Annotated in this window: 14 protein-coding genes, 1 tRNA gene and 1 pseudogene; 10 read left to right on the plus strand and 6 right to left on the minus strand. The window is 40.5% G+C overall.

Going from position 1 to position 21,127, the window contains the following annotated elements; all coding sequences use genetic code 11:
* Positions 1-183: 183 nt before the first annotated feature.
* Entirely contained in the window at positions 184-954 is a 771-nt protein-coding gene (locus NG743_RS24870; RefSeq protein WP_035081386.1) for a Uma2 family endonuclease, read from the plus strand.
* A 182-nt stretch (positions 955-1,136) separates the two neighbouring features.
* Here the strand turns inward: NG743_RS24870 and mfd are convergent, their stop codons facing one another.
* Positions 1,137-4,616, minus strand: a complete 3,480-nt coding sequence (gene mfd, locus NG743_RS24875; RefSeq protein WP_027401360.1) for a transcription-repair coupling factor — start codon at positions 4,614-4,616, stop codon at positions 1,137-1,139.
* Between the two features lie 279 nt (positions 4,617-4,895).
* Here mfd and NG743_RS24880 point away from each other — a divergent pair, with 279 nt between their 5' ends.
* Together NG743_RS24880 and NG743_RS24885 are read left to right on the plus strand one after the other, a co-directional pair.
* The gene (locus NG743_RS24880) at positions 4,896-6,203 is read left to right on the plus strand and encodes a hemolysin family protein (protein ID WP_027401359.1); all 1,308 of its coding nucleotides are present in this window, start codon (positions 4,896-4,898) and stop codon (positions 6,201-6,203) included.
* A gap of 416 nt (positions 6,204-6,619) precedes the next feature.
* A complete protein-coding gene (locus NG743_RS24885; protein WP_228043893.1) occupies positions 6,620-7,345 on the plus strand; it encodes a cyclase family protein in 726 nt (241 codons plus the stop codon).
* A 709-nt stretch (positions 7,346-8,054) separates the two neighbouring features.
* On the opposite strand, the gene NG743_RS24890 is transcribed toward NG743_RS24885, so the two are convergent.
* Positions 8,055-8,249, minus strand: coding sequence for a hypothetical protein (locus NG743_RS24890; protein WP_015083627.1), 195 nt, complete (start codon positions 8,247-8,249; stop codon positions 8,055-8,057).
* An 866-nt stretch (positions 8,250-9,115) separates the two neighbouring features.
* Here NG743_RS24890 and NG743_RS24895 point away from each other — a divergent pair.
* The gene (locus NG743_RS24895) at positions 9,116-10,249 is read left to right on the plus strand and encodes an SGNH/GDSL hydrolase family protein (RefSeq protein ID WP_257121101.1); all 1,134 of its coding nucleotides are present in this window, start codon (positions 9,116-9,118) and stop codon (positions 10,247-10,249) included.
* 227 nt (positions 10,250-10,476) lie between these two features.
* Positions 10,477-11,367 carry a hypothetical protein gene (locus tag NG743_RS24900; RefSeq protein WP_193963948.1) on the plus strand — a complete coding sequence of 297 codons (891 nt, stop codon included), beginning with the start codon at positions 10,477-10,479 and terminating at the stop codon, positions 11,365-11,367.
* A 304-nt stretch (positions 11,368-11,671) separates the two neighbouring features.
* Here the strand turns inward: NG743_RS24900 and nadA are convergent, their stop codons facing one another.
* Positions 11,672-12,634 (minus strand): quinolinate synthase NadA, encoded by a 963-nt coding sequence (nadA, locus tag NG743_RS24905; protein ID WP_027401355.1) that lies wholly within the window; start codon positions 12,632-12,634, stop codon positions 11,672-11,674.
* A gap of 325 nt (positions 12,635-12,959) precedes the next feature.
* Between nadA and NG743_RS24910 the strand changes: the two genes are divergently transcribed.
* Positions 12,960-13,889 (plus strand): TIGR04168 family protein, encoded by a 930-nt coding sequence (locus NG743_RS24910; protein ID WP_027401354.1) that lies wholly within the window; start codon positions 12,960-12,962, stop codon positions 13,887-13,889.
* Positions 13,890-13,947: 58 nt separating this feature from the next.
* A tRNA-Ser gene (locus NG743_RS24915) sits at positions 13,948-14,032 on the plus strand.
* Positions 14,033-14,091: 59 nt separating this feature from the next.
* On the opposite strand, the pseudogene NG743_RS24920 reads toward NG743_RS24915, so the two are convergent.
* Positions 14,092-14,475 (minus strand): annotated as a pseudogene (locus NG743_RS24920) (ISL3 family transposase); the annotation flags it as partial.
* Positions 14,476-14,629: 154 nt separating this feature from the next.
* Between NG743_RS24920 and NG743_RS24925 the strand changes: the two are divergent.
* Together NG743_RS24925 and NG743_RS24930 are read left to right on the plus strand one after the other, a co-directional pair.
* Entirely contained in the window at positions 14,630-14,878 is a 249-nt protein-coding gene (locus tag NG743_RS24925) for a FitA-like ribbon-helix-helix domain-containing protein (RefSeq protein ID WP_257121102.1), read from the plus strand.
* Positions 14,875-15,303 (plus strand): type II toxin-antitoxin system VapC family toxin, encoded by a 429-nt coding sequence (locus tag NG743_RS24930; RefSeq protein ID WP_053538779.1) that lies wholly within the window; start codon positions 14,875-14,877, stop codon positions 15,301-15,303. The genes NG743_RS24925 and NG743_RS24930 overlap by 4 nt, the downstream gene beginning before the upstream one ends.
* Before the next feature lie 639 nt (positions 15,304-15,942).
* Here the strand turns inward: NG743_RS24930 and cphA are convergent.
* A complete protein-coding gene (cphA, locus tag NG743_RS24935) occupies positions 15,943-18,639 on the minus strand; it encodes a cyanophycin synthetase (protein WP_257122178.1) in 2,697 nt (898 codons plus the stop codon).
* A gap of 178 nt (positions 18,640-18,817) precedes the next feature.
* Positions 18,818-19,681: a cyanophycinase gene (locus NG743_RS24940; RefSeq protein WP_027401350.1), complete on the minus strand. Its 864-nt coding sequence runs from the start codon at positions 19,679-19,681 to the stop codon at positions 18,818-18,820.
* A gap of 626 nt (positions 19,682-20,307) precedes the next feature.
* On the opposite strand from NG743_RS24940, the gene trmD reads away from it, so the two are divergent.
* A complete protein-coding gene (gene trmD, locus NG743_RS24945; RefSeq protein ID WP_027401349.1) occupies positions 20,308-21,015 on the plus strand; it encodes a tRNA (guanosine(37)-N1)-methyltransferase TrmD in 708 nt (235 codons plus the stop codon).
* Positions 21,016-21,127: the final 112 nt, after the last annotated feature.

A 21,127-nucleotide genomic window follows, 5' to 3' on the forward strand; every position in this document is an offset into this window, starting at 1 on the left:
AACCAATAACCGCTATAATAGCGAGATGAATTATGTTTCGCTCCAAAATACAAAGTTGGAAATTGTTGACTCTTCAAGTTTATTTCAGCAACTCCGCCAACAGTTAAATTAAGAATCGAAATATTCAGCTACAATAGGACGATAATAAATTACAAAAAATCCTCACAACAGGGAGTTAGAGTTATGGTGGCTACTCCAATCTCGACTGCTCCACAACTATCAACAATAGCAATTTCTTGGGAAGGATTACCCGAAGATTTTATCCTAGAAGAAGAACCTGTGGAAAACACTGCACAACCATTAATTGCAGGGGCATTACGAGAAAGTCTAGAACTGAGTGGATACATTCAACCCACCATGCTGATAGCTGCTAATTTGGGTATTTGTGCCACAATGGATGGCAAACTAGTTGTTAAAGCCCCAGATTGGTTTTTCGTGCAGACAGTTTTACCCTTGTCTGGGACAACAGATAGACGCAGTTATACACCTAATCTGGAAGGAGAAATTCCCCGCGTTGTCATGGAATTTTGCTCAGATACAGACGGGAAAGAATACTCAGCTAGACGCGCCTTCCCCCCCGGAAAATGGTTTTTTTATGAACAAATTCTCCAAGTCCCTACCTATGTAATTTTTGACCCCCTGACGGCTGAATTAGAAGTTCATCAAATTGAGTCGGGACAGTATAAATTACAGCCAATAGACGAGAATAATCGCTACTGGATTACAGACATGGGATTATTTTTGGGATTGTGGGAAGGAGAAAAAGAGGGGCGCATAGGTTACTGGCTAAGATGGTGGGATCAAGCAGGTAATCTATTACCCTGGGCAGTCGAAAAGGTAGAACAAGAACATCAACGGGCTGAACAAGAACATCAACGGGCTGAACAAGAAAGCCAACGGGCTAGAAGATTGACAGAACAATTACGCGCACTGGGTATTGATCCAATTGATTAAATGTGCGGTTTCCAAAATTGTTGTAGAGATGTTTTATGGAAAGTCTCTACATTCTTTTTTGTAAGATTCCCCATATTTTCAATGAAATGCCCACACAATAAGACTGCCAATGATTTTGAACCAGGATTTCCATAAAAAAAACCGAAGAACCTTTTTTGTTAGGTGACTATTACCCAATAAAATTAAACTCCAGCAGTTTCTGAAATTGCCCCTTGTATTTTTACAAAAGTATCAATTAAAGTCTGCAATTGTTGATCTGCTTTAAATACTCCTAAACCTCTTGCTGTTACCTTCCCAGGAGAATAAACAAACCTTGCTTTCATTGTGGGAGTGAGGTTTTCTGCTAAGAGATTCCAAGCTGGTTCTTCCATTGGGGTTTCTAAAACAATATGCTGTTTATTCTCTGGTTTAATGCGACTAAATCCCAGATTTTTAGCTAATTGTTTTAATTCCATAACTCGCAATAATTGATTTGCTGGAACTGGTATAGTCCCATATCTATCAGTCCATTCAGCGGCAATTTGTTTGAGTTCATATTTTGATTTTACTGTGGCTACAGCGCGATAAGCACTCATTTTTTGATCAAGATCAGGAATGTAGGTAGCAGGGATAAATGCAGTGAGATTGAGGTCAATTTGGGTATCTTCAACTTTGGGTATTTCTTGACCTCTAATTTCTCGAATTGCTTCTTCTAACATTTCCATGTACAAATCAAAGCCAATTACATCCATTTGTCCAGATTGTTCTGCACCTAGCAAGTTTCCCACTCCGCGAATTTCCATATCTCGCATTGCTAATTGATATCCAGAACCGAGTTGAGTAAATTCTTGAATTGCTCTTAATCTTTGTCTAGCTGCATCGGATAATTCTCTTTGTTTGGGGTAAAATAACCATGCGTGGGCTTGAATGCCGGCACGTCCTACCCGACCCCGTAATTGATATAATTGAGATAGACCAAAACGGTGCGCGTCTTCAATTAATATTGTGTTGACTCGCGGAATATCTAAACCAGATTCAATAATTGTCGTACAAACAAGAATATCGGCATCATTATTACCGAAAGTCAGCATAGTTGATTCTAACTCGCTTTCGTCCATTTGACCATGAGCGATCGCAAATCTTCCTCCTGGTACCATTTCTCGCAATTTTGTAGTAGTTTCTTCAATCCCTTCGACTCGCGGAACTACATAAAATACCTGTCCACCTCGATCTAATTCTTGACGAATTGCACTTCTGATAATATCAGAATTTAAAGGTGCGAGATGGGTTTGAATTGGTCTTCTGGTGGGAGGTGGAGTGGTAATTAAACTCATTTCCCGAATTCCTGATAATGACATATATAAGGTTCTGGGAATAGGAGTTGCGGAAAGAGTGAGAACATCAACTTGCGTTTTGAGGCTTTTTATTTTTTCCTTCTGATTAACTCCAAATCTTTGTTCTTCGTCAATTACTAAAAGTCCTAAATCTTTAAATTGCACACCTTTTCCCAATAATTGATGTGTCCCGACAACTATATCTAATTCTCCAGTCGCTAGACGTTTTTGAATATTGCGTTTTTCTTCTGCGCTGCGAAACCGATTTAGTAACCCCACGTTCACAGGATAGGGGGCAAAACGTTCTTTAATTGTATGATAATGTTGTTGAGTGAGAATTGTGGTTGGGGCTAAAAGTGCTACTTGCTTTCCTGCGGTGACAGCTTTAAAAATTGCCCGAATTGCCACTTCAGTTTTGCCAAAACCCACATCTCCACATACTAACCTATCCATCGGTCTTTCACTTTCCATATCCCGTTTCACATCTTGTACAGCTTTTAGCTGATCTGTGGTAGGTTGGTAAGGAAAAGAATCTTCCATTTCTTCTTGCCAAGGCATATCTGCGGGATAGGAAAAACCTTGTTGTTGAGAACGGGCAGCATACAATTTTAACAAATCTACTGCTAGTTTCTTAATGGCTTTACGGACTTTATTCTTAGTATTTTCCCAGGCTTTTCCGGTCATTTTGTGTAATTCTGGGGCTTTATCTCCACTGGTGCGAAAACGAGATAAAGAACTAACTTGGTCAGCCGCAACTCTTAATAAACCATCTGCATATTGCACAACTAAATAATCACGGGTTTCATCATTAATTGTTAGACTTTCTAATTTAACAAATTTACCAATACCATGACTACGATGAACAACATAATCTCCCTGACGTAATTTATTAGGATCAACTTGTTTAGATGTGGCTTGACGACGTTTGCGGACATAACCAAAATTAGCTAAAGAATGTTGTCCATAAAATTCTCTATCGGTGACAATAACTAATCGAAAAGAAGGTAAAATAAACCCTTCTAATTCTGCTAAACCGGAATATTTAAGAGCAATCGGGATATGATTAATTTGCAGTTTATCAATAGCTTGATAATCACGGGGATTGGGGATAAACTGGGCAGGACAATCATGTTCTTGTAGCAGAGAAACCGAACGGGAAGGTTGAGCCGAAATTATCCAAACTGCAAAATTGCGTTCTCTCTCGTTTCTAATAGTTTCCCCTAACTTGGCAAATTGGTGAGGTGTAACAGGTAAAGGTCTACTTGCTAAATTTAAACCATGATTTTCTTCCGACAATTCTGATAAATATAACTTTCTAAAATTACTAATTTCCCCTATACACTCATCAAAGTTTCGATGAATCTTAGGTAATCCAACCGACAACTGACCACTCACCACTGACCACTGACTATTAGCATTTTCCACCCAGCGATCGCTATGAGCATAACATTGTTCTGGTTCATCAATGGCAACAAGGGTATTTGCTGCTAAATAATCCAGCAATGAAGCCGGTTTTGCAAAAGCCAACCCCAAAAACCGCCGACTTCCTTCTAATGTTCCTAACTCTTGTAGAGACGGTTCATGAAACGTCTCTACATTTTCTGTAAGTGCTGTGTTGATAATCGGTGCAAAACTTGTAGGGGTAAGGGTAACTTTTTCCACCTTATCCAAGGCAGAACGCTGGGTAGCCGGGTCAAATTCCCGAATTTGTTCAATTTCGTCGCCAAACCATTCCAAGCGCACAGGCAACTCGGAGGACACGGGAAACACATCCACAATATCTCCCCGTCTACTCCATTGTCCTTCAGTTTCCACTAAGGGAACTCGTTCATATCCCAAAATCGTGATTTTTTCCCCAAACCCATCTAAATCAAATTCCATCCCTTTTTCTAAGGTGACACAAAATGATTTAAACGCATCCGGTGGTGGCAAATGCGGCTGCAACGCCCCCACTGTCACAATTATGGCAGTTCTTTGTTTTGGCAACTGACCACTGACCACTGACGACTGACCATTGACCAAATCAGCTAACACCTGCATTTGACCCCAACTCAACTCATTTTCAGGGTCAAAGGGTTCATAAGGGGAAGCTTCGGACGTGGGATAAAAGTGGACAGTTTTCCATCCCATTGCTTCCATTTGGGCAAAAACCCGCCCAGCTTCCTCTAGAGTGGCACAGACCACACATAAATCCTGATCTTCATAATTTGCTAATGCTGAAGCTACCAGTCCTTTGGGTAGCCGAGAAATCCCATTTAACCGCAATTCCTGTTGCTTATTGAGTTTAGTAATTAGTTCTGCGGTAAGAGGCGATCGCGCCAAAGCACGCACAATAGAAGAGAAGGACATAAGTTTTACGCTAAAAAAGGAAGTCGCTGCTGACGTGAAAATCTCGAATTATTTCCTGTTAACCATTTTAAAAGTGTTAACCCCTGTCTTGAGGATAAATAGGAAAGAATCAAACCGAACTACTCATAGACAGAAGCAATATAGCTATTACTTTGTGTATAGTCAAAGTATTTAGAGAATTACCTAAAATACTGGATACTAAGATCAGTTTGATTGAATGAACACTGGGCAACTTCTGATCACCGTATACTTCTATTCTTTATACCAGCAATTTTAAAAATGTCTTCCTTCACGTTTGAAATTTTAACGATTTTGGTGCTAATTTTCGCCAACGGTGTATTTTCCATGTCGGAAATGGCTGTAGTTTCAGCCCGGAAAGTCAGACTACAGCAGTTAGCCAATCAAGGGGATATTAACGCCAAGGCTGCATTAAAACTCGCAGAATCTCCCAATCATTTTCTCTCTATCGTCCAGGTGGGGATTACACTCATCAATATTCTGAATGGTGTCTTTGGTGGTGCGACCATTGCCAAAAGATTAGAAGATTATATCAAGCTAATTCCAATTTTAGCTAATTATAGTAATGCGATCGCCTTTGGCATTGTAGTCTTACTGATCACCTATTTTTCCTTAATTGTTGGTGAACTCGTCCCCAAACGTCTGGCTTTAAATAACCCCGAAAAAATCGCTGCTTCAGTAGCCATACCAATGCGGGCTTTAGCAAAAATAGCCTCACCCATAGTTTATCTTTTGAGTGCATCTACAGATTTAGTCTTGCGAATATTAGGAATCACACCCTCTGCTGAACCACAAGTCACAGAAGAAGAAATCAAAATTCTCATCGAACAAGGGACAGAAGCGGGAACATTTGAAGAAGCAGAACAGGACATGGTAGAGAGAGTTTTCCGGTTAGGCGATCGCCCCGTCACCTCCTTTATGACACCCCGACCTGATATAGTTTGGTTAGACTTGGAAAATCCCCCCGAAGAAAATCGCCAAAAAATGGCAGAAAGCGGCTATTCTCGCTATCCCATTTGTCAAGAAGGACTAGATAACGTTCTGGGGATTATTCCCGTCACCGACCTATTAGCCAGAAGTTTACGCAACGAACCCTTAGACTTAACTCTAGGATTACGTCAACCCGTATTTGTCCCCGAAAGCACACGCGGTTTAAAAGTTTTAGAATTATTCAAACAAACCGTCACACACATGGCTTTAGTCGTAGATGAATATGGCGTAATTCAAGGCTTAGTCACCCTCAATGACATCATGAGTGAAATCGTCGGTGATGTTCCCACAGAACCAGGACAAGAAGAACCTGAAGCTGTACAACGGGAAGATGGTTCTTGGTTAGTAGATGGAATGTTAGGCATAGAAGAATTTTTAGAACTATTTGATCTTGAAGAATTAGAACATGAAGAAAGAGGAAATTATCAAACATTAGGCGGTTTTGTCATCACCCATTTAGGACGGATTCCCGCAGCCGCAGATCATTTTGAATGGGATGGTATGCGGTTTGAAGTTATGGATATGGACGGAAATCGGGTTGATAAAGTCCTAGTAGTACCCAAGGTCATGGCTAATTGAAGTCAGGAGGTAGGGGCGCAGGGCCTGCGCCCAGTCAGGAGAAAGAAGCGTTACAGAAATCTCGTTTGGAGAAAATTCATGTAAAATTAACTCTTCCTTATTTAAAGCTTAACTTTTCTAATGTTCAGTAGGGTTAAGTTCACTATTTGCTGCAACATTAAAATTTCCCCCCATTACCTTCAAGTGAAAAGGTTTGGGGGATTATTTTAGGGCTTAGGCATTGACAAAGTTTCCTAAATATTAAAGTGGAGTATGTCACTAGAGAACAGATTTCCTTTATCTGACACACCCTACTTTTGTAAGTTATTCCCAAAGCTGAAAACGACGCAATTTCGTTTATTAATATCATGGTAAGTTAGTGAGCGTGCATAACACCTATATTTGTTAAAATATCCTCAACTTACAAAAAAACCCTTTTGATCAGCAAAAATTCCCAACCATTAAGTAATATTAGTTACTCTCGTGTCATCCATCTTAGTCATCTCATTAATCAAGATATACCAAAATGGACAGGTGATCCTCCCGTAGAATTTACCAGTGTTGCAGAAATTCCAGAGGATGGTTATTACTTACGAGGCTTTTCCTTGGGAGAACATAGCGGGACTCATATCAATGCCCCTAATAGTTTTTATGCAAACGGCGCAAGTATTGACCAGTATCCAGCATCATCTTTAATATTACCAGCTATAGTTATCAATATTTGTGACCAAGCAGCAGTAAATCCTGATTATGCCTTGACTGTTAGTGATATCCAGACTTGGGAAACTGAATTTGGAGAAATTCCCACAGGTAGCTTAGTGATATTATATACTGGCTGGCAAGAAAAATGGTTAAATCACCAGGCATTTTTTAACCAAGATAAAGACGGAAAAATGCACTTTCCTGGTTTTAGCTATGATGCGACTGAGTTTTTAATTACACACAGGCAAATTACTGGTGTGGGTATTGATACTCATGGTGTAGATTCTGGGCAAGATACCAATTTTACTATTAATCGGTTGCTTTTAGAGCTATCGCTAATTGTTCTCGAAAACCTCACCAATTTAGATCAGTTACCACCACATGGTATCACCTTAATTATTGGAATTCTCAGATTAAGAGGAGGTTCTGGTTCTCCCGCTGCAATCATGGCATTATTTTAAATTTTTCCTTTTCCAACCATTTACCCCAAACTCTTTAATTCACAATCAATAATACTCAATAAAAGCATTATAGCGGTATGCACTTGAATGAGATACAGTCATAAGCCCCCTCCTCGCTTGCGGGGAGGGGGTTGGGGGTGGGGTTCTTGTATTTCACTCAACCAATAACCGCTATAACCAATTCAGAAAACTTGTAAAATCAGAATTCCAACAAATAATTAAAAAATATTAAAGCCCCATAGCCAGAGTATGCAAAAATACTCAAAAATGGCTATGAGGCTAAAATATTTTACGAATTGGAAATGATATTTTTAATCAGTTTCCCAATCATGGAGGCAATCTTGCCAATTTACTGGAAATCGTCGCTATCAAGTCTAATATTGCCTATTTGCACCGCTGTAAACAAGCAGAAATTAAACCTCATTTAGCAAAGTTCATGAAACTTTCGCTGAGTTTTTTATTAAATTTTTTACAGACAAAAAGGATCTAGTTTCAGATCCCTTTTTTGCCTTTAACACAACGGACTTTACTACTGTAAATTAGCAATACCGTTAGTTAAGTTTGAACTTAAACGAAAACTATTTAATGGCAACTAGCTAAGGTTTTAGTCAAAAGTAGAGACTTGATAAATCACACTACCACTTTTGCTATTTTTTAGCTTGTGAACTGAAGGCTTGAGACTTTAAATTTTAGACTCCTGCCAGCAGCTTTAGATTTCACCATTAACCTGCATTTGATGAACTTGATCTGCCAATTCTTGACAATTTTGATCATCTAACTTATCAATTGCCAACATTCCCATGAGAATAACTTCTTTCAAAGTTAAGCGAGTTGAATGTGCCTGTTTTTGCACAATCTCCTTAATGATGGGAGATACACCGATTGCTGTACTAGCTCTAGCCACGTTATAAAAAGAAACATTAATGACATCCGATAAATCTTAGCACTTTTCGCTAAGTTATTCTACATCCCCGGAACTGATCTACTTTAGTTTCGATAAATCTTTGTATGTCTAATCCAAACTATAAATAGCAAACAGACTCAATAATTCTGCAAATCTAACTTTTTGACTACGGACATAACTCTTCTGTAGCAAGCATTTTAACGATTTACTTACTCTGCTACAAACAGCCGTGTTACTGAAATCACACAATAAAATAACGCAACTTATTTAAGTATCAATAATAACATTGCTTATAGAGATAGGTGTAAATAAACGTAGCTATCTTAAAAAAATAAATACTATTTAAAGCTTATCAATTGGACTTTCTGGCGTTTTATTGCTGTTTTTTTAGCAACAAAAATTGATACCTATATAATTATTTATTAATTTTTCTTACAACTCACAACACAAACAATTAATTATTGTCATCTATCAAAAGTATTAAACCTAAAATTTAGTAGATCATCAAGGGATAAGATTGTGAAACCCGATGGTAACAGAGAGATACTCAAAAAGCCGGAAAGCTTATACAGTAAATCTTCTAAAATAGAAAATCCCAAAATTTAGTGTTGATTAATCCTGACGGGAGGATATTTATTGTGGTTCAACGGATTGAAAAGCGTTGAATAACTTAATATTATTAAATATTGTAAACTAGCAAAATAAGCCCCGTCTCACTTAATGATCGATTGACAATCAAGACAGTCGCTACGAATCAAGGCTTTTTTCAATGTGGGGTATAGACAGAAATCGAAATCTTCCTGAATTCACTTAGTTAACGCTGTCATAAGAAAAAGTAGTGAATACGCACAAGGAACAAAACAACGATGAGTGAACCTTATCTGTTGGCTGCAAGTTTATTAACAGGATTGGTCATACCAATATCAATGCCCCCACAAATAACCAATCTTCCCAAAGATTCTCTATCTCTATTGGATTTAGCCGAGGGTTTCCAGGTTTACAAGGGCAAAAGAAATTCTCCACGTCAAATTGCTGTACCTGAATTTAGTAATCAAATTGAAAACTCCTCATCAGCAAATAAGAGTCTTGTCAAGACTGATAAATTATTACCAGAATTTAGTAGACAAGCGCCGACAACCGTTGAACAATCATCAGTAATCAGGAAAAACCTCCCCACCTTAGAGATTCTCTTATCAGAATTTAGACAGCATGGGTTATCAATACCTGTTAAATCATCCTTTAACTTAAATTCCCCAACGACACCAACTAAATCACCTATTTCTGGTAGTCAACTCTACCAGCAAAGATTAGCATCACTTATATCTGGTCAGATTTATACGCGCACTGATAATGATGAAAATTTAGCATTGTCTGGGGAATCAAATAAGGCAGATAAACTGACTTATCAAGACTGGAAAAGCTTATTAGCTATGGAAGCTAAAGCTATGGCTAAAGGTCAAGGTGCGAATCGGTTGAGTATTTTAGTAGGTGATTCTTTAAGTTTGTGGTTTCCCAAGGACAAACTACCTACGGGTAAATTATGGCTAAATCAAGGTATATCTGGAGACACTTCTGAGGGCGTTTCTAAAAGATTGTCGGCATTTTCTGCCACCAGACCCGATGTAATTTATGTGATGACTGGGATTAACGATTTACGTAAGGGCGCTACTGACAAGTCAATTTTGGTCAATTCCTCGCGGATTATTCATAGCTTACGTCAGAGTCATCCCAGTAGTCAGATTATTGTCCAATCTATTTTACCTGTGCGATCGCAGAAAATCCCCAATAGTCGAATTCGTAATATTAACGCCCAACTGGCTATAATTGCCCAAAAGCAAGGGGCTAATTACCTCAACATTCACAATTGGTTTACGGATATTGATGGCAATTTGCGTCCCGAATTAACTACAGATGGATTACATTTATCTTTAGCAGGATATCAAGTGTGGCAATTTGCACTTGAGCAAATAGAATATAGAGTTGCTCAAATTTACAATTGATATATGCAAATTGAATGTATATTAACGTAAGTTGCTAGTTGAAAATGGGTAAGAGGCAAGAGGGAACAGGCAAGGGGCAAGGGGCAAGGGGCAAGAGGCAAGGGGCAAGAGGCAGGAGTAGTTGACCAGTGACCAATGACCTTTTTCCCTGCCTAAATTTAGATAATTAGTAACTTAAGTTATATTATTTTACAGATCAGGGTGTGATAGCTATCACTAAATATCAAATGGCAGATCGGATAAATGATATCGCTTGGCAAGCTCACCAGGGGAGCGTGGCGGCAATTATTCAAGTTTTAAATGAAAGGCTAGTTGTGTCTGGTGTCAGAACTAGAGCAGTTTTTGTGACTGGCATATTACAAATCTTGTGTGAAGCAGCTACAGTAGAGCAACTGGAGCAATCTGTCCTAGTACCAAAAATTCAAGAAATTTTGGACTCACTTGCACCACATCATATTCGCCGAGTTAATATTAATAGTCGAATTGTTCGAGAAGAGCAATTACTATGGTTGGAGGAAATTAACCGCGATACTGATGGTCAGTTACTGTGGTCACGGGAAATTACTGTACACCAACCAAATTTGTTAAAGCGGTTAATTCCAGAGTTAACTGAAGTTTATACCAAATCAAGAAAACCTATTTTAGCAAAACCCCAATCTTTGCTGAAGAATCGAAATCAGGGCAAAATTTCTGTCAAAACTCTATTTATATGGGTTGCTGGTTTATCTTCAGTAATTTTACTGGCTTGGTTGCTAGATTTTCGGTTAAGTAATCCATTAAAGAAGCTGTTGCCATTAGTGGGTTCTCAATCTTCTCAAACAGTCAACCAAAGACCGCCAGAATCATCGAATCGTCCTGTTAGCCAAAGTCTTTCTATCCCATTGGATGATCCGTTTGCCGCATCTGTGAGACTGGCTAACCAGGCGACTGTGACTGGTACAACGGCTACAACTTCAACTCAGTGGTTGGAATTAGCTGCTACTTGGCAACGGGCTTCTGATTTAATGGGTCAGGTTACACCTAGCCACAGCCGTTATCAGGAAGCACAAATTAGAACTAAGTTGTATAAAAAGTTTAGTGAGGCTGCCCAGAAAGAAGCTCAGAAGAGTAAATCTTAACAATGTCAGAATCAGGATGTCCAGGATTTAAGGATGAACAGGATGTATTTTTTCTATTCCTCCTTCTTCTTCCTTCCTCCTCCTGACTCCTGACTCCTAATTAGGGTCTGCTGAATAAACCTAGAACTGAGATATATCAAGAGTTTGAAGGTAAAAAAGGTGAAACAAGTGCAAGGAATAAGCGTTGAAACTACCAAAACCCTATCACTTGACCAAATTCAAGATTATTCTTCTCTTCTTCTAATTCTTCTTCCTGACTCGGTGACTCCTAGCCCTCACAGACAACTTTTTCAGCAAACCCTAATTAGCTCATTTCTAACATTCTTTGCATGGGTCGGAGTGCGGCTATGCGGACTTCTTCTGGTAGGGTAATTTCTGGGGTGCGGTTTTTCATGGCTAGATACAGTTTTTCTAGGGTGTTTAGCCGCATAAATGGACATTCGTTACAGTTACAATCACTTTGGGGGGGTGCGGGAATAAAATGTTTGTCAGGCGCTAGTTTTTGCATCTGGTGAATGATTCCTGGCTCTGTAGCCACGATGAATTCTTGACTAGGGCTGGTTTGACAATAATTGAGTAAGGCGGCTGTAGAGCCAATATAACTGGCATGGCGGAGGACGCTGGTTTCACATTCGGGGTGAGCGATCGCTTCTGCATGAGGATGTGTAATTTTTAACTGGACTATTTTCTTTTCGGAAAAGGTTTCATGAACAATACAGCTACCTTGCCATAACAGCATCTCCCGTCCTGTTTGTGACCTTACATACCGTCCCAAGTTGCGATCTGGAGCAAAAATAATTGGCTGTTCCTGGGGTATTTGCTGGACAATTTTCACAGCGTTGGAACTGGTACAGATGATATCGCTCATGGCTTTAATTTCCGCCGAGCAGTTAATATAAGAAATTATCAAATGGTCTGGGTGTGCGGCTTTAAAAGCTGCAAATTCCTGGGGAGGACAACTATCTGCTAAAGAACATCCTGCATTAATATCTGGTAATAACACCAATTTATCAGGGTTGAGGATTTTGGCTGTTTCCGCCATGAAGTGAACACCAGCAAAGACAATGACATCGGCTTTGGTATTGGCTGCGGCTTTGGCTAATTGCAAGGAATCGCCAATGAAATCGGCAATATCTTGAATATCAGGATCTTGATAGTAGTGGGCTAATATCACTGCATTCAGTTCTGTTTTGAGATCCGCAATGGCGGCAAATAGATCTAAGGGTAAAATACCTGATTTTGGTTGAGTAAGTGTAGTTGTAAACACAATTAAAAACTGCTTTTTTGTACAATTAAGATTACAAAGCAAGGGAACAGGGAATAGGGAACAGGGAACAGATAAGAAATGCTCATTTGCACCAGTTTAAAGCTTAGTCAAGAATAAAGATGTTTTTACAAGATGGGTAGCCCGAAAAAACGGTATCCTTATTTTAATCTCATGTTTCTAAACATGAGTTTTCCCTGTTTCCTCTGAACTTGTAAATTCAATTATAGTAGTTTTTACCAAAAAGAGTGAGGGATTGATTCTAGCAATTTATGTCCAAATCCGGTGGAGTTTCATATCCTGGAGATATACGGCTTTTTAAAGTGGCATGACCAGTCAGAAAAATCAATCAAAACCTATCAAAATTGCTGTAATTGGCGATGTTCACGACCAATGGGAAGTAGAGGACGGCATAGCACTCCAGCATCTCGGTGTTGACTTGGCGCTATTTGTCGGTGATTTCGGGAATGAGTCGGTGGAGGTGGTAAAAGCGATCGCCTCCCTAGACCTTCCCAAAGCAGCCGTAATGGGCAATCACGATGCCTGGTACTCGGCGACTGAATGGGGACGCAAAAAATGTCCTTATGACCGCACCAAGGAAGACTGGGTACAGGAACAGCTAGATTTATTAGGTTCTGCCCAAGTCGGTTATGGTAAGTTAGATTTTCCTCAGTGGAACTTAACTGTGGTGGGTGGTCGTCCTTTTACCTGGGGAGGACCCGAATGGCGATTTGCCCAAATGTGTCAAGAACGCTATGGTGTCTCTAGTTTGGAGGAGTCCGCAGATAAAATTGTTAAGGTAGTAAAAAGTGTTACTTGTGATCATATTATTTTTCTCGGACACAATGGACCAAGCGGTTTAGGCGATCGCGCTGAGGACCCTTGTGGCAAAGATTGGCATCCTATCGGTGGTGATTTTGGTGATCCTGATTTAGCGGAAGCAATTTCTCAAAGTCTCAACCTCAAGAAAACTGTTTCCCTTGTCGCTTTTGGTCATATGCACCGCACACTGCGCCATACTAAAAAGTTGCAACGCAAGGCTGTGTTTAGAAGTCCAGAAGGAACTATTTACCTAAACGCTGCCACCGTCCCCCGGATTATTCAACAAGACGGGATGAAGTTACGGAATTTTTCTCTGGTTTCTTTGCAGGATGGTTTGGTAACAAAAGCTTCTCTAGTTTGGGTGGATCAGGACTACCACATCGCTACTGAGGAAGTTTTTTATAATTCTTCAGTTTCAGTAGTGCCAATTCTGTAATTATGTGTTATGATTTTATTTGTCAGTTTTTGTATTCCACAATTCTGGCAAATAATCTGGAGAGGTGGCAGAGTGGTCGAATGCGTCCGACTTGAAATCGGATGAGGTGAAAGCTTCCGGGAGTTCGAATCTCCCCCTCTCCATTGAATAATTTCTCTGTCATAAAATAACCAATATCTATATTATGGCTCTTGCGTCACTTTTATGGAGAATTAATACTAAAGTGCCAGTTTAATAAACTACGTAATCTAAAATTACTAAAGTTACGAAATCCATATCCAAGTCTTTTGATTAATTTGAGTTTATTATTAATTCCTTCTACAGTACCACTGGTAGTTCTATCGTCAAAATAACCTACGACTTCACCAAACCATCTAATTATTGTTCCTATACTTTTGGGAAAATACTTCATTCCATCATGCATCCAATCTAATAAATTTATTATGTTTTCACCCCAAGGCTTAGTAGATTCAAATATGTCTCGAAACTCTTCTTTGAGGGCGTGCATTTTTGCCAGAATAGGGGAAACTTCTTGAACATTATCTAATCTTTCTTTTTGTTGTTCATTTAATCTGGATTCTTCTTGAGAAGATTTTAACTCACAAAGTAGAGAATATCGAGGCTGTTAACTACTATTAAATGCGTACTATATGTAACTGTGTGCATCTTTAAAGGTAAAAATCAAAAATTTTCGGGATTATTGACTATAATAGGTATAATCAAAATTATCTCCATTATTTATGACTAATATCACCATCTCTAACATTGATGATGACATCAAATATCAGTTGCAAAAACGAGCCGAAAAACATGGACGTTCCCTAGAAGAAGAAGTGAGAGAAATTCTCCGTCTTGTTCTCATCGAAAATACTAAACATCCCTTAAATCTAGCAACTTTGATTGAACAACGGTTTACAAATTTGGGCGATTTTGAATTACCAGAAATAGCTAGAGAACCTATCCGCAACGTATCAATATTTGAAGAATGATTATTTTGGATACAAATGTCATCTCAGAATTAATGAAGACTCAAAAGTCGGAAATAGTTCGTGAATGGGTAGCTGAAAAACCTTTGATGAGTATGTTTACTACAACAATTACTCAAGCGGAAATTCTCTATGGTATTGCTTTACTCCCTGAAGGAAAACGACGAAAAGAACTTAGTCAAGCAGCACAACTGATGTTTTCTGAAGATTTCGCTGGACGCGTTCTTGCTTTTGATCAAAATGCTGCTGTAGCATTTGCCCATATTGCATCCCAACGACGACAAAATGGGACTCCTATTTCTCAAGCTGATGCTCAAATTGCTGCTATTTGTTACACTCATAAAGCAACCATAGCAACACGCAATGTTTCTGATTTTGAAGGATGTGGTATTTCTATTATTAATCCTTGGAAATATGAATCAGTATAGATAACTACCTTGATCCCACCTTCCGCACCCTAAACTGTCACACAACGACAATTGGTCGTTTGGAGATTTGGGACTGGCGAACTGCTTGCAGCAGCGCTTCGCTATCGCTATCTGAAATTTCCCAATTTTTGTATAAAAATTATCCTTTAAGGTATTCAAAGATCCGAAATTACCGATTGTGACACCAGAGGGTGCGGAAGGTGGGCTTGATAAGTCGCTTAACTCCTGACTCCTGCTATTTTATTCGGGTGCGGCTCTTTTGAGAAGACAATTTCAATTCTGGCATAAAGCCTAGAGTTCATACAGGGTAAGGATTGTAATTTTTAAACATTCTGAAAAGGGGTTCGCTCAAATTTCAAAATCGAGATCATATCTTTTTTGTAGTATCGTGTTACATTCTGAAAAAGGGATTTTTGTTTAATTTTTCTGCGAGCTTAATTCCAGTTTTTAGGTTAGAAAAGAAAAATGTAGATATAGTTAGGTTAGAGCCGTGTAATACGAATGTAGTATTTCGTCTTCCTAAAAGAGCCGCACCCATTTTATTCTTAAAGATGTCTGCTAAGTCTTAACTAATATTAATTAACCCCCAGGCTTAAATTATGAATTAGTCTGAGGGCAATTTACAAACAAGAGATGCTCCTAAATCAGTGTATTAACAACAGAAGAAGGTGCTATCCCATTTTGGGAATCATTGTTAACTGATTGCTGAGGCTGAATTTCTTCCTGTACTCCCCGCATCTTAATTAACTTAATCGCCCGGTTGACGCTTTCTGGCAAAACTACTACCAAACTACCATCAGTAGCCATATCTAAGGCTTTGTTAATAGCTGTGGTTTCATCCAAAATTGATTCAAAGCGGTAATTAGGCTTCACTTGGGTAATGCCTTCGACAATCAAATCTGAAGCTGAACCACGAGGTCTACCCCTAGTATCATCATCTTCTTTAACAATGATGTAGTCAAAGATATTTGCTGATAATCTACCTAGAGTAACAAAGTCTTCGTCACGGCGATCGCCCGGACCACCAATTACACCAATGCGCTGTCCCGTTGTCCAATTACGGACAAATGACCCCAAAGCCTCGTAACTAGCAGCATTGTGGGCATAATCTACCAAAGCATGGTATTTACCCAAATTAAACAAATTCATCCGTCCTGGGGTCTGACTTACGGAAGCACGAAAGCCTCTTAAACCAGCGCGAATTTGCTCAATGGTGACATCCTGAACAAAAGCTGCCAAACTAGCGGCTAAAGCATTAGCAATCATAAATGGCGCTCTTGCACCCATTGTCAAGGGGATATTTTCTGCCCTTTCGATGCGGTGCGTCCAATCACCTTTGACAATGGACAGATAACCATGTTCATAGACTGCGGCTACTCCACCTTGTTGGATATGTTTCCGTACCAGATCTGAGTCTGGATTCATGGTAAAGTAGGCAATGTTCGCCTTAGTTTTTTCTGCCATAGCAGCAACCCGGTGATCATCGGCATTGAGTACCGTATAACCATCAGGGAAAACAGCTTCAGCAACTACGCTTTTGAGATGGGCTAATTGCTCAATAGTATCTATATCACCGATGCCTAAATGGTCAGCGGACACATTTAATACTACACCTACATTAGCATTTTCAAAACCCAACCCAGAGCGGAGAATGCCACCGCGAGCCGATTCCAATACGGCTACTTCTACGGTCGGATCTTGAAGGATAACATGGGCGCTTTGAGGACCTGTATTATCTCCCGATTCTACTAAGAAATCACCGATATAAGTACCATCTGTAGTTGTGTAGCCGACAACCTTACCAGTTTGCTTATAAATATGAGCTAACAGGCGAGTTGTGGTGGTTTTACCATTCGTACCTGTAACTGAAAGTATAGGAATGCGGCTAGATTGTTCGTTGGGGAACAGCATATCCATGACTGCGCCGGCGACATTGCGGGGGATGCCAATGCTGGGGGCAACGTGCATTCGGAAACCAGGGGCAGCATTGACTTCAACAATTACACCGTCTAATTCTCTTAAGGGACGGCTAATATCTGAAGTCACGATATCTATACCAGCTACATCTAAGCCGATAATTCTGACTATCCGTTGTGCTAACCAGCGATTTTCTGGGTGAATTTCGTCTGTGCGATCTACAGCACTACCACCTGTACTTAAGTTAGCTGTAGCTCTTAAGTAACAAATTGCTCCCTGGGGTGGCACACTGTTGATGGTGTACCCTTGTCTATCTAGAAGTTGATAGCTGGTACGGTCTAGTTCGATTTTAGTCAAGACGTTATCATGTCCGTCACCACGTTTAGGGTCAAGGTTTGTTTCTTCAATTAGTTCTGTAATTGTAGATTTGCCATTACCCACGACATGAGCAGGAATTCTCTCTGCTACAGCAACTACTTTGCCATTAACTACTAATACTCGATGATCTCTTCCCACATAGTATCGCTCAACAATGATTGAGCGAGAGACTTGTCGAGCCATTTCATAAGCTGCTTCTGCGTCTTCCCAGTTGCGGATATCAATGGTGATTCCTCGTCCATGATTACCGTCTAAAGGCTTAATCACGATGGGATAACCACCAACATATTCAATGGCTTCTTCTAAATCATCAAAGAAATTGATGACTGTACCTCTGGGGACTGGTACGCCGTTGGCATCGAGAATTCGTTTAGTAGCTTCTTTATCACCGGCTAGTTCTACACCAAGAATGCCTGTGTTATTGGTCATTGTGGCTTGAATCCGTTTTTGGTGGATACCATAGCCCAATTGGATTAAGAATCTAGCTGGTAAAGGCATCCAAGGAATACCTTTTTTCTCCGCTTCTTTGATAATGGCTTCTGTGGAAGGTCCTAGTGAAGCATCACGCCAAAAGTCTTTGAGGTCTTGAACGTCTTGCTCTAGTTCGGCTTTGGGATAACGTCCCCGGTCAATAATACTTTGACATAGCCTGACTGCTGACCGGGCTGCATAGCGACCCGCCTCTTCGTTTAGGTACTCAATCACTACTTGGTAAATACCAGGTGTGACGGTTTCACGGGTGCGACCGAAACCTACGTGCATTCCCGCTAATTCCTGGAGTTCTAAGGCTACGTGTTCCACTATATGACCCATCATGGTGCCTTCTCGCACCCGCATTAGAAAACCACCACGACAGCCTGGGGAGCAGTAGTGACCCTCTAGACTTGGCAGTGCCTCTACTAGTCCTTCATAAAAGCCAGGTATTTCATTTGAGGGGGTTTCGGCAAGTTTGTCTAAGTCTAGGCGCATAACGATCAGTTTATGCCGTCGAATGCTCCAGTAATTTGGGCCGCGTAAGGTCTGGATCTTGAGGATTCTCATGGGAATAGGTAGATGGAGATTCGTAACCAAAATTCTAGTTTTTTGCTGGAATTGACCGCTAAATTTGGCATTTGAAGCAGTTTTTCCTTCTTAGATGGAATTGATCTAAACTCTAGAAGAAGAAATCAAGATGCGGTCAAATCAGTGTTACCTGATATGCTCTATATCTTCTACATCGTCAGCTAGAGATGCGATGCACAGCAGGTAAAACAGTACGTTGGTAAAGATGGAAGCGATCTCCGTAACTAAGGATATGTAGTCTTAAATTATGTACTGTCAGGGGTTGGTTAGCACTAACATTGGGTTCATTAGTGTGGGTAAGTTCGGTAGGATCAACAATAGTGACACTGCCTTTGCCCATAACTTGTAGCCAACCATCGCGTTCAAATACGGCACAGGTATCTTCATCTATCCCAATGCCTAATCTATCTGGGTGAGCGGCGATCGCACTAACAAGTCGTCCCATCCGATTCCGGTTATGGAAATGTTGGTCAACGACAACTTCAGGAATGAATCCTAAGCCTGTTGCCATGTCCACTAGGGAACGATTGGGTGTTTCACCACTACCACCACCTGCGATCATGTGATGTCCCATCACGGCTGCTCCAGCACTTGTTCCTGCCAAAGTCAGTTGTCCGGCTCTCACCCGCTGGCGGATAATTTCCATTGCTGGTGTGTCGGACAGGACTCCACAAAGGCGCAGTTGGTCTCCTCCGGTTAAGAAGACACCACTACAGGCTTCGAGGGATGCTTTAATCTCAGGATTTTCGCATTGTTCCCGTTCCCGAATGTCTAATATCTCAACCTTTTCCGCACCCATTTCTTCAAAAATGCGAACGTACCTACCAGCGATAATGGCAGGCTCACGGGAGGCTGATGGAATTATTGTAATATACGCCTTGTTACCACCAGCACGAACAAAAAAAGTTCTTAGAATTTCACGTCCATGAACTTTATCTTCTGCGCCTCCGATAACTAGTACGGCGGTTTTAGTAGCTTGGGGTGTCCTCATTTCCAGCGATTTAACTTCTAACTGCGGCATTGTGTTTCTGCTTGAGGGAGTCAACAACTTCAGGTTTGATGAGAGGACACTGCTTGACGCACACGATGCCTCAATTTTCTCATGTCCGTCGTTCTCATGGCCAACATCTTGTTTTTTACCTATCTACTTTTTCCAGATGGCTTTCATAGTGCTAAATTAACTATAATTCCCTTCTGGACTTAGGATTTAGTCGGTCTTGACACTCTTACTTCTGAGGCTGGTTGGATGTATCCCGGAAGTTGTTAACTTTGGTGGGATTATTAATTTAAATTTAGTAGTGACAATATTTAAACATAAATTAAGTAATTAGAAAAACTTTTGATCTCACTAAGAAATTAAGAATCTTGGTATTTTTAGGCACTGTTGGTAGATTTTTAGTTTTTCTATGACTGACAAAAAAGGCAAGAGGTAAGAAGAGAGAAACTTCCTTCTTTATTATTTCTTCTCCTGACTCCTGAACTCCTGAATGGGCGCAGTCCCTGCGCCCCTACCTCCTGATAGCGCAGCGTGGCGTTAGCCATACTCCTGACTCCTGACTTCTGAGTCCTGAATCCATGCTAGGTTATCAGTTATGGTATTGGCTAAGTATCTACCCTTAAAATTAGTTCTATCGAATCCGAATTACTGTGCGTTTTGATATAGTTACACTTTTTCCTGACTGTTTTACATCAATCCTCAATTCTGGTTTGTTGGCTAAGGCTTTAGCTAAACAGATTGCTCAAGTGCATTTAGTTAATCCTAGAGATTTCACTACGGATAAGCACCATAAGGTGGATGATCAACCCTATGGTGGTGGTGTGGGAATGTTGATGAAGCCAGAACCGATTTTTGCGGCTGTGGAGTCTTTGCCGATTTTACCCCGTCGAGATGTGATTTTGATGAGTCCCCAGGGACAACCAATGAACCAGCCCTTGCTGCGCGAATTAGCCACGAATTACGACCAGTTGGTTGTGATCTGTGGTCATTATGAAGGGGTAGATGACAGGGTGCTAAATTTGGTGAATCGGGAGATTTCTTTGGGGGATTTTATCCTGACAGGGGGAGAAATTCCTTCGATGGTTTTGATCAATGGTGTGGTGCGTCTGCTTCCGGGAACTGTGGGTAAGGAGGAATCGCTGAAGACGGAAAGTTTTGAGGAATATTTGTTGGATTTTCCCCAGTACACTCGTCCGGCAAATTTTCGTGGTTGGCAAGTCCCAGATGTGCTACTAAGTGGTAATCATGCAGCGATCGCTCGTTGGCGTTTTCAACAACAAATTCAGCGCACAGCTTCCCGTCGTCCCGATTTGCTGAAACTTTGGGAAAAAGAGAGGGAACAGGGAGGAGGGGAGTAGGGAGTGGGGGGAGTGGGGGGAGTTGGGGGAGTGGGGGGAGTGGGGGGAGTTGGGGAAGTGGGGGGAGTTGGGGGAGTGGGGGGAGTAAAAGGGGAGAAATATTCTTGTGCAA

Origin of the sequence: Dolichospermum heterosporum TAC447, from assembly GCF_024584745.1 — a bacterium.
Taxonomy (GTDB): Bacteria; Cyanobacteriota; Cyanobacteriia; order Cyanobacteriales; family Nostocaceae; genus Dolichospermum; species Dolichospermum heterosporum.

Coding starts and splice junctions, on each gene's coding strand:
- NG743_RS24870 (WP_035081386.1), top strand. CDS start 184: ATGGTGGCTACTCCAATCTCGACTGCTCCACAACTATCAACAATAGCA.
- mfd (WP_027401360.1), bottom strand. CDS start 4,616: ATGTCCTTCTCTTCTATTGTGCGTGCTTTGGCGCGATCGCCTCTTACC.
- NG743_RS24880 (WP_027401359.1), top strand. CDS start 4,896: ATGTCTTCCTTCACGTTTGAAATTTTAACGATTTTGGTGCTAATTTTC.
- NG743_RS24895 (WP_257121101.1), top strand. CDS start 9,116: ATGAGTGAACCTTATCTGTTGGCTGCAAGTTTATTAACAGGATTGGTC.
- NG743_RS24900 (WP_193963948.1), top strand. CDS start 10,477: ATGGCAGATCGGATAAATGATATCGCTTGGCAAGCTCACCAGGGGAGC.
- NG743_RS24910 (WP_027401354.1), top strand. CDS start 12,960: ATGACCAGTCAGAAAAATCAATCAAAACCTATCAAAATTGCTGTAATT.
- NG743_RS24925 (WP_257121102.1), top strand. CDS start 14,630: ATGACTAATATCACCATCTCTAACATTGATGATGACATCAAATATCAG.
- NG743_RS24930 (WP_053538779.1), top strand. CDS start 14,875: ATGATTATTTTGGATACAAATGTCATCTCAGAATTAATGAAGACTCAA.
- cphA (WP_257122178.1), bottom strand. CDS start 18,639: ATGAGAATCCTCAAGATCCAGACCTTACGCGGCCCAAATTACTGGAGC.
- NG743_RS24940 (WP_027401350.1), bottom strand. CDS start 19,681: ATGCCGCAGTTAGAAGTTAAATCGCTGGAAATGAGGACACCCCAAGCT.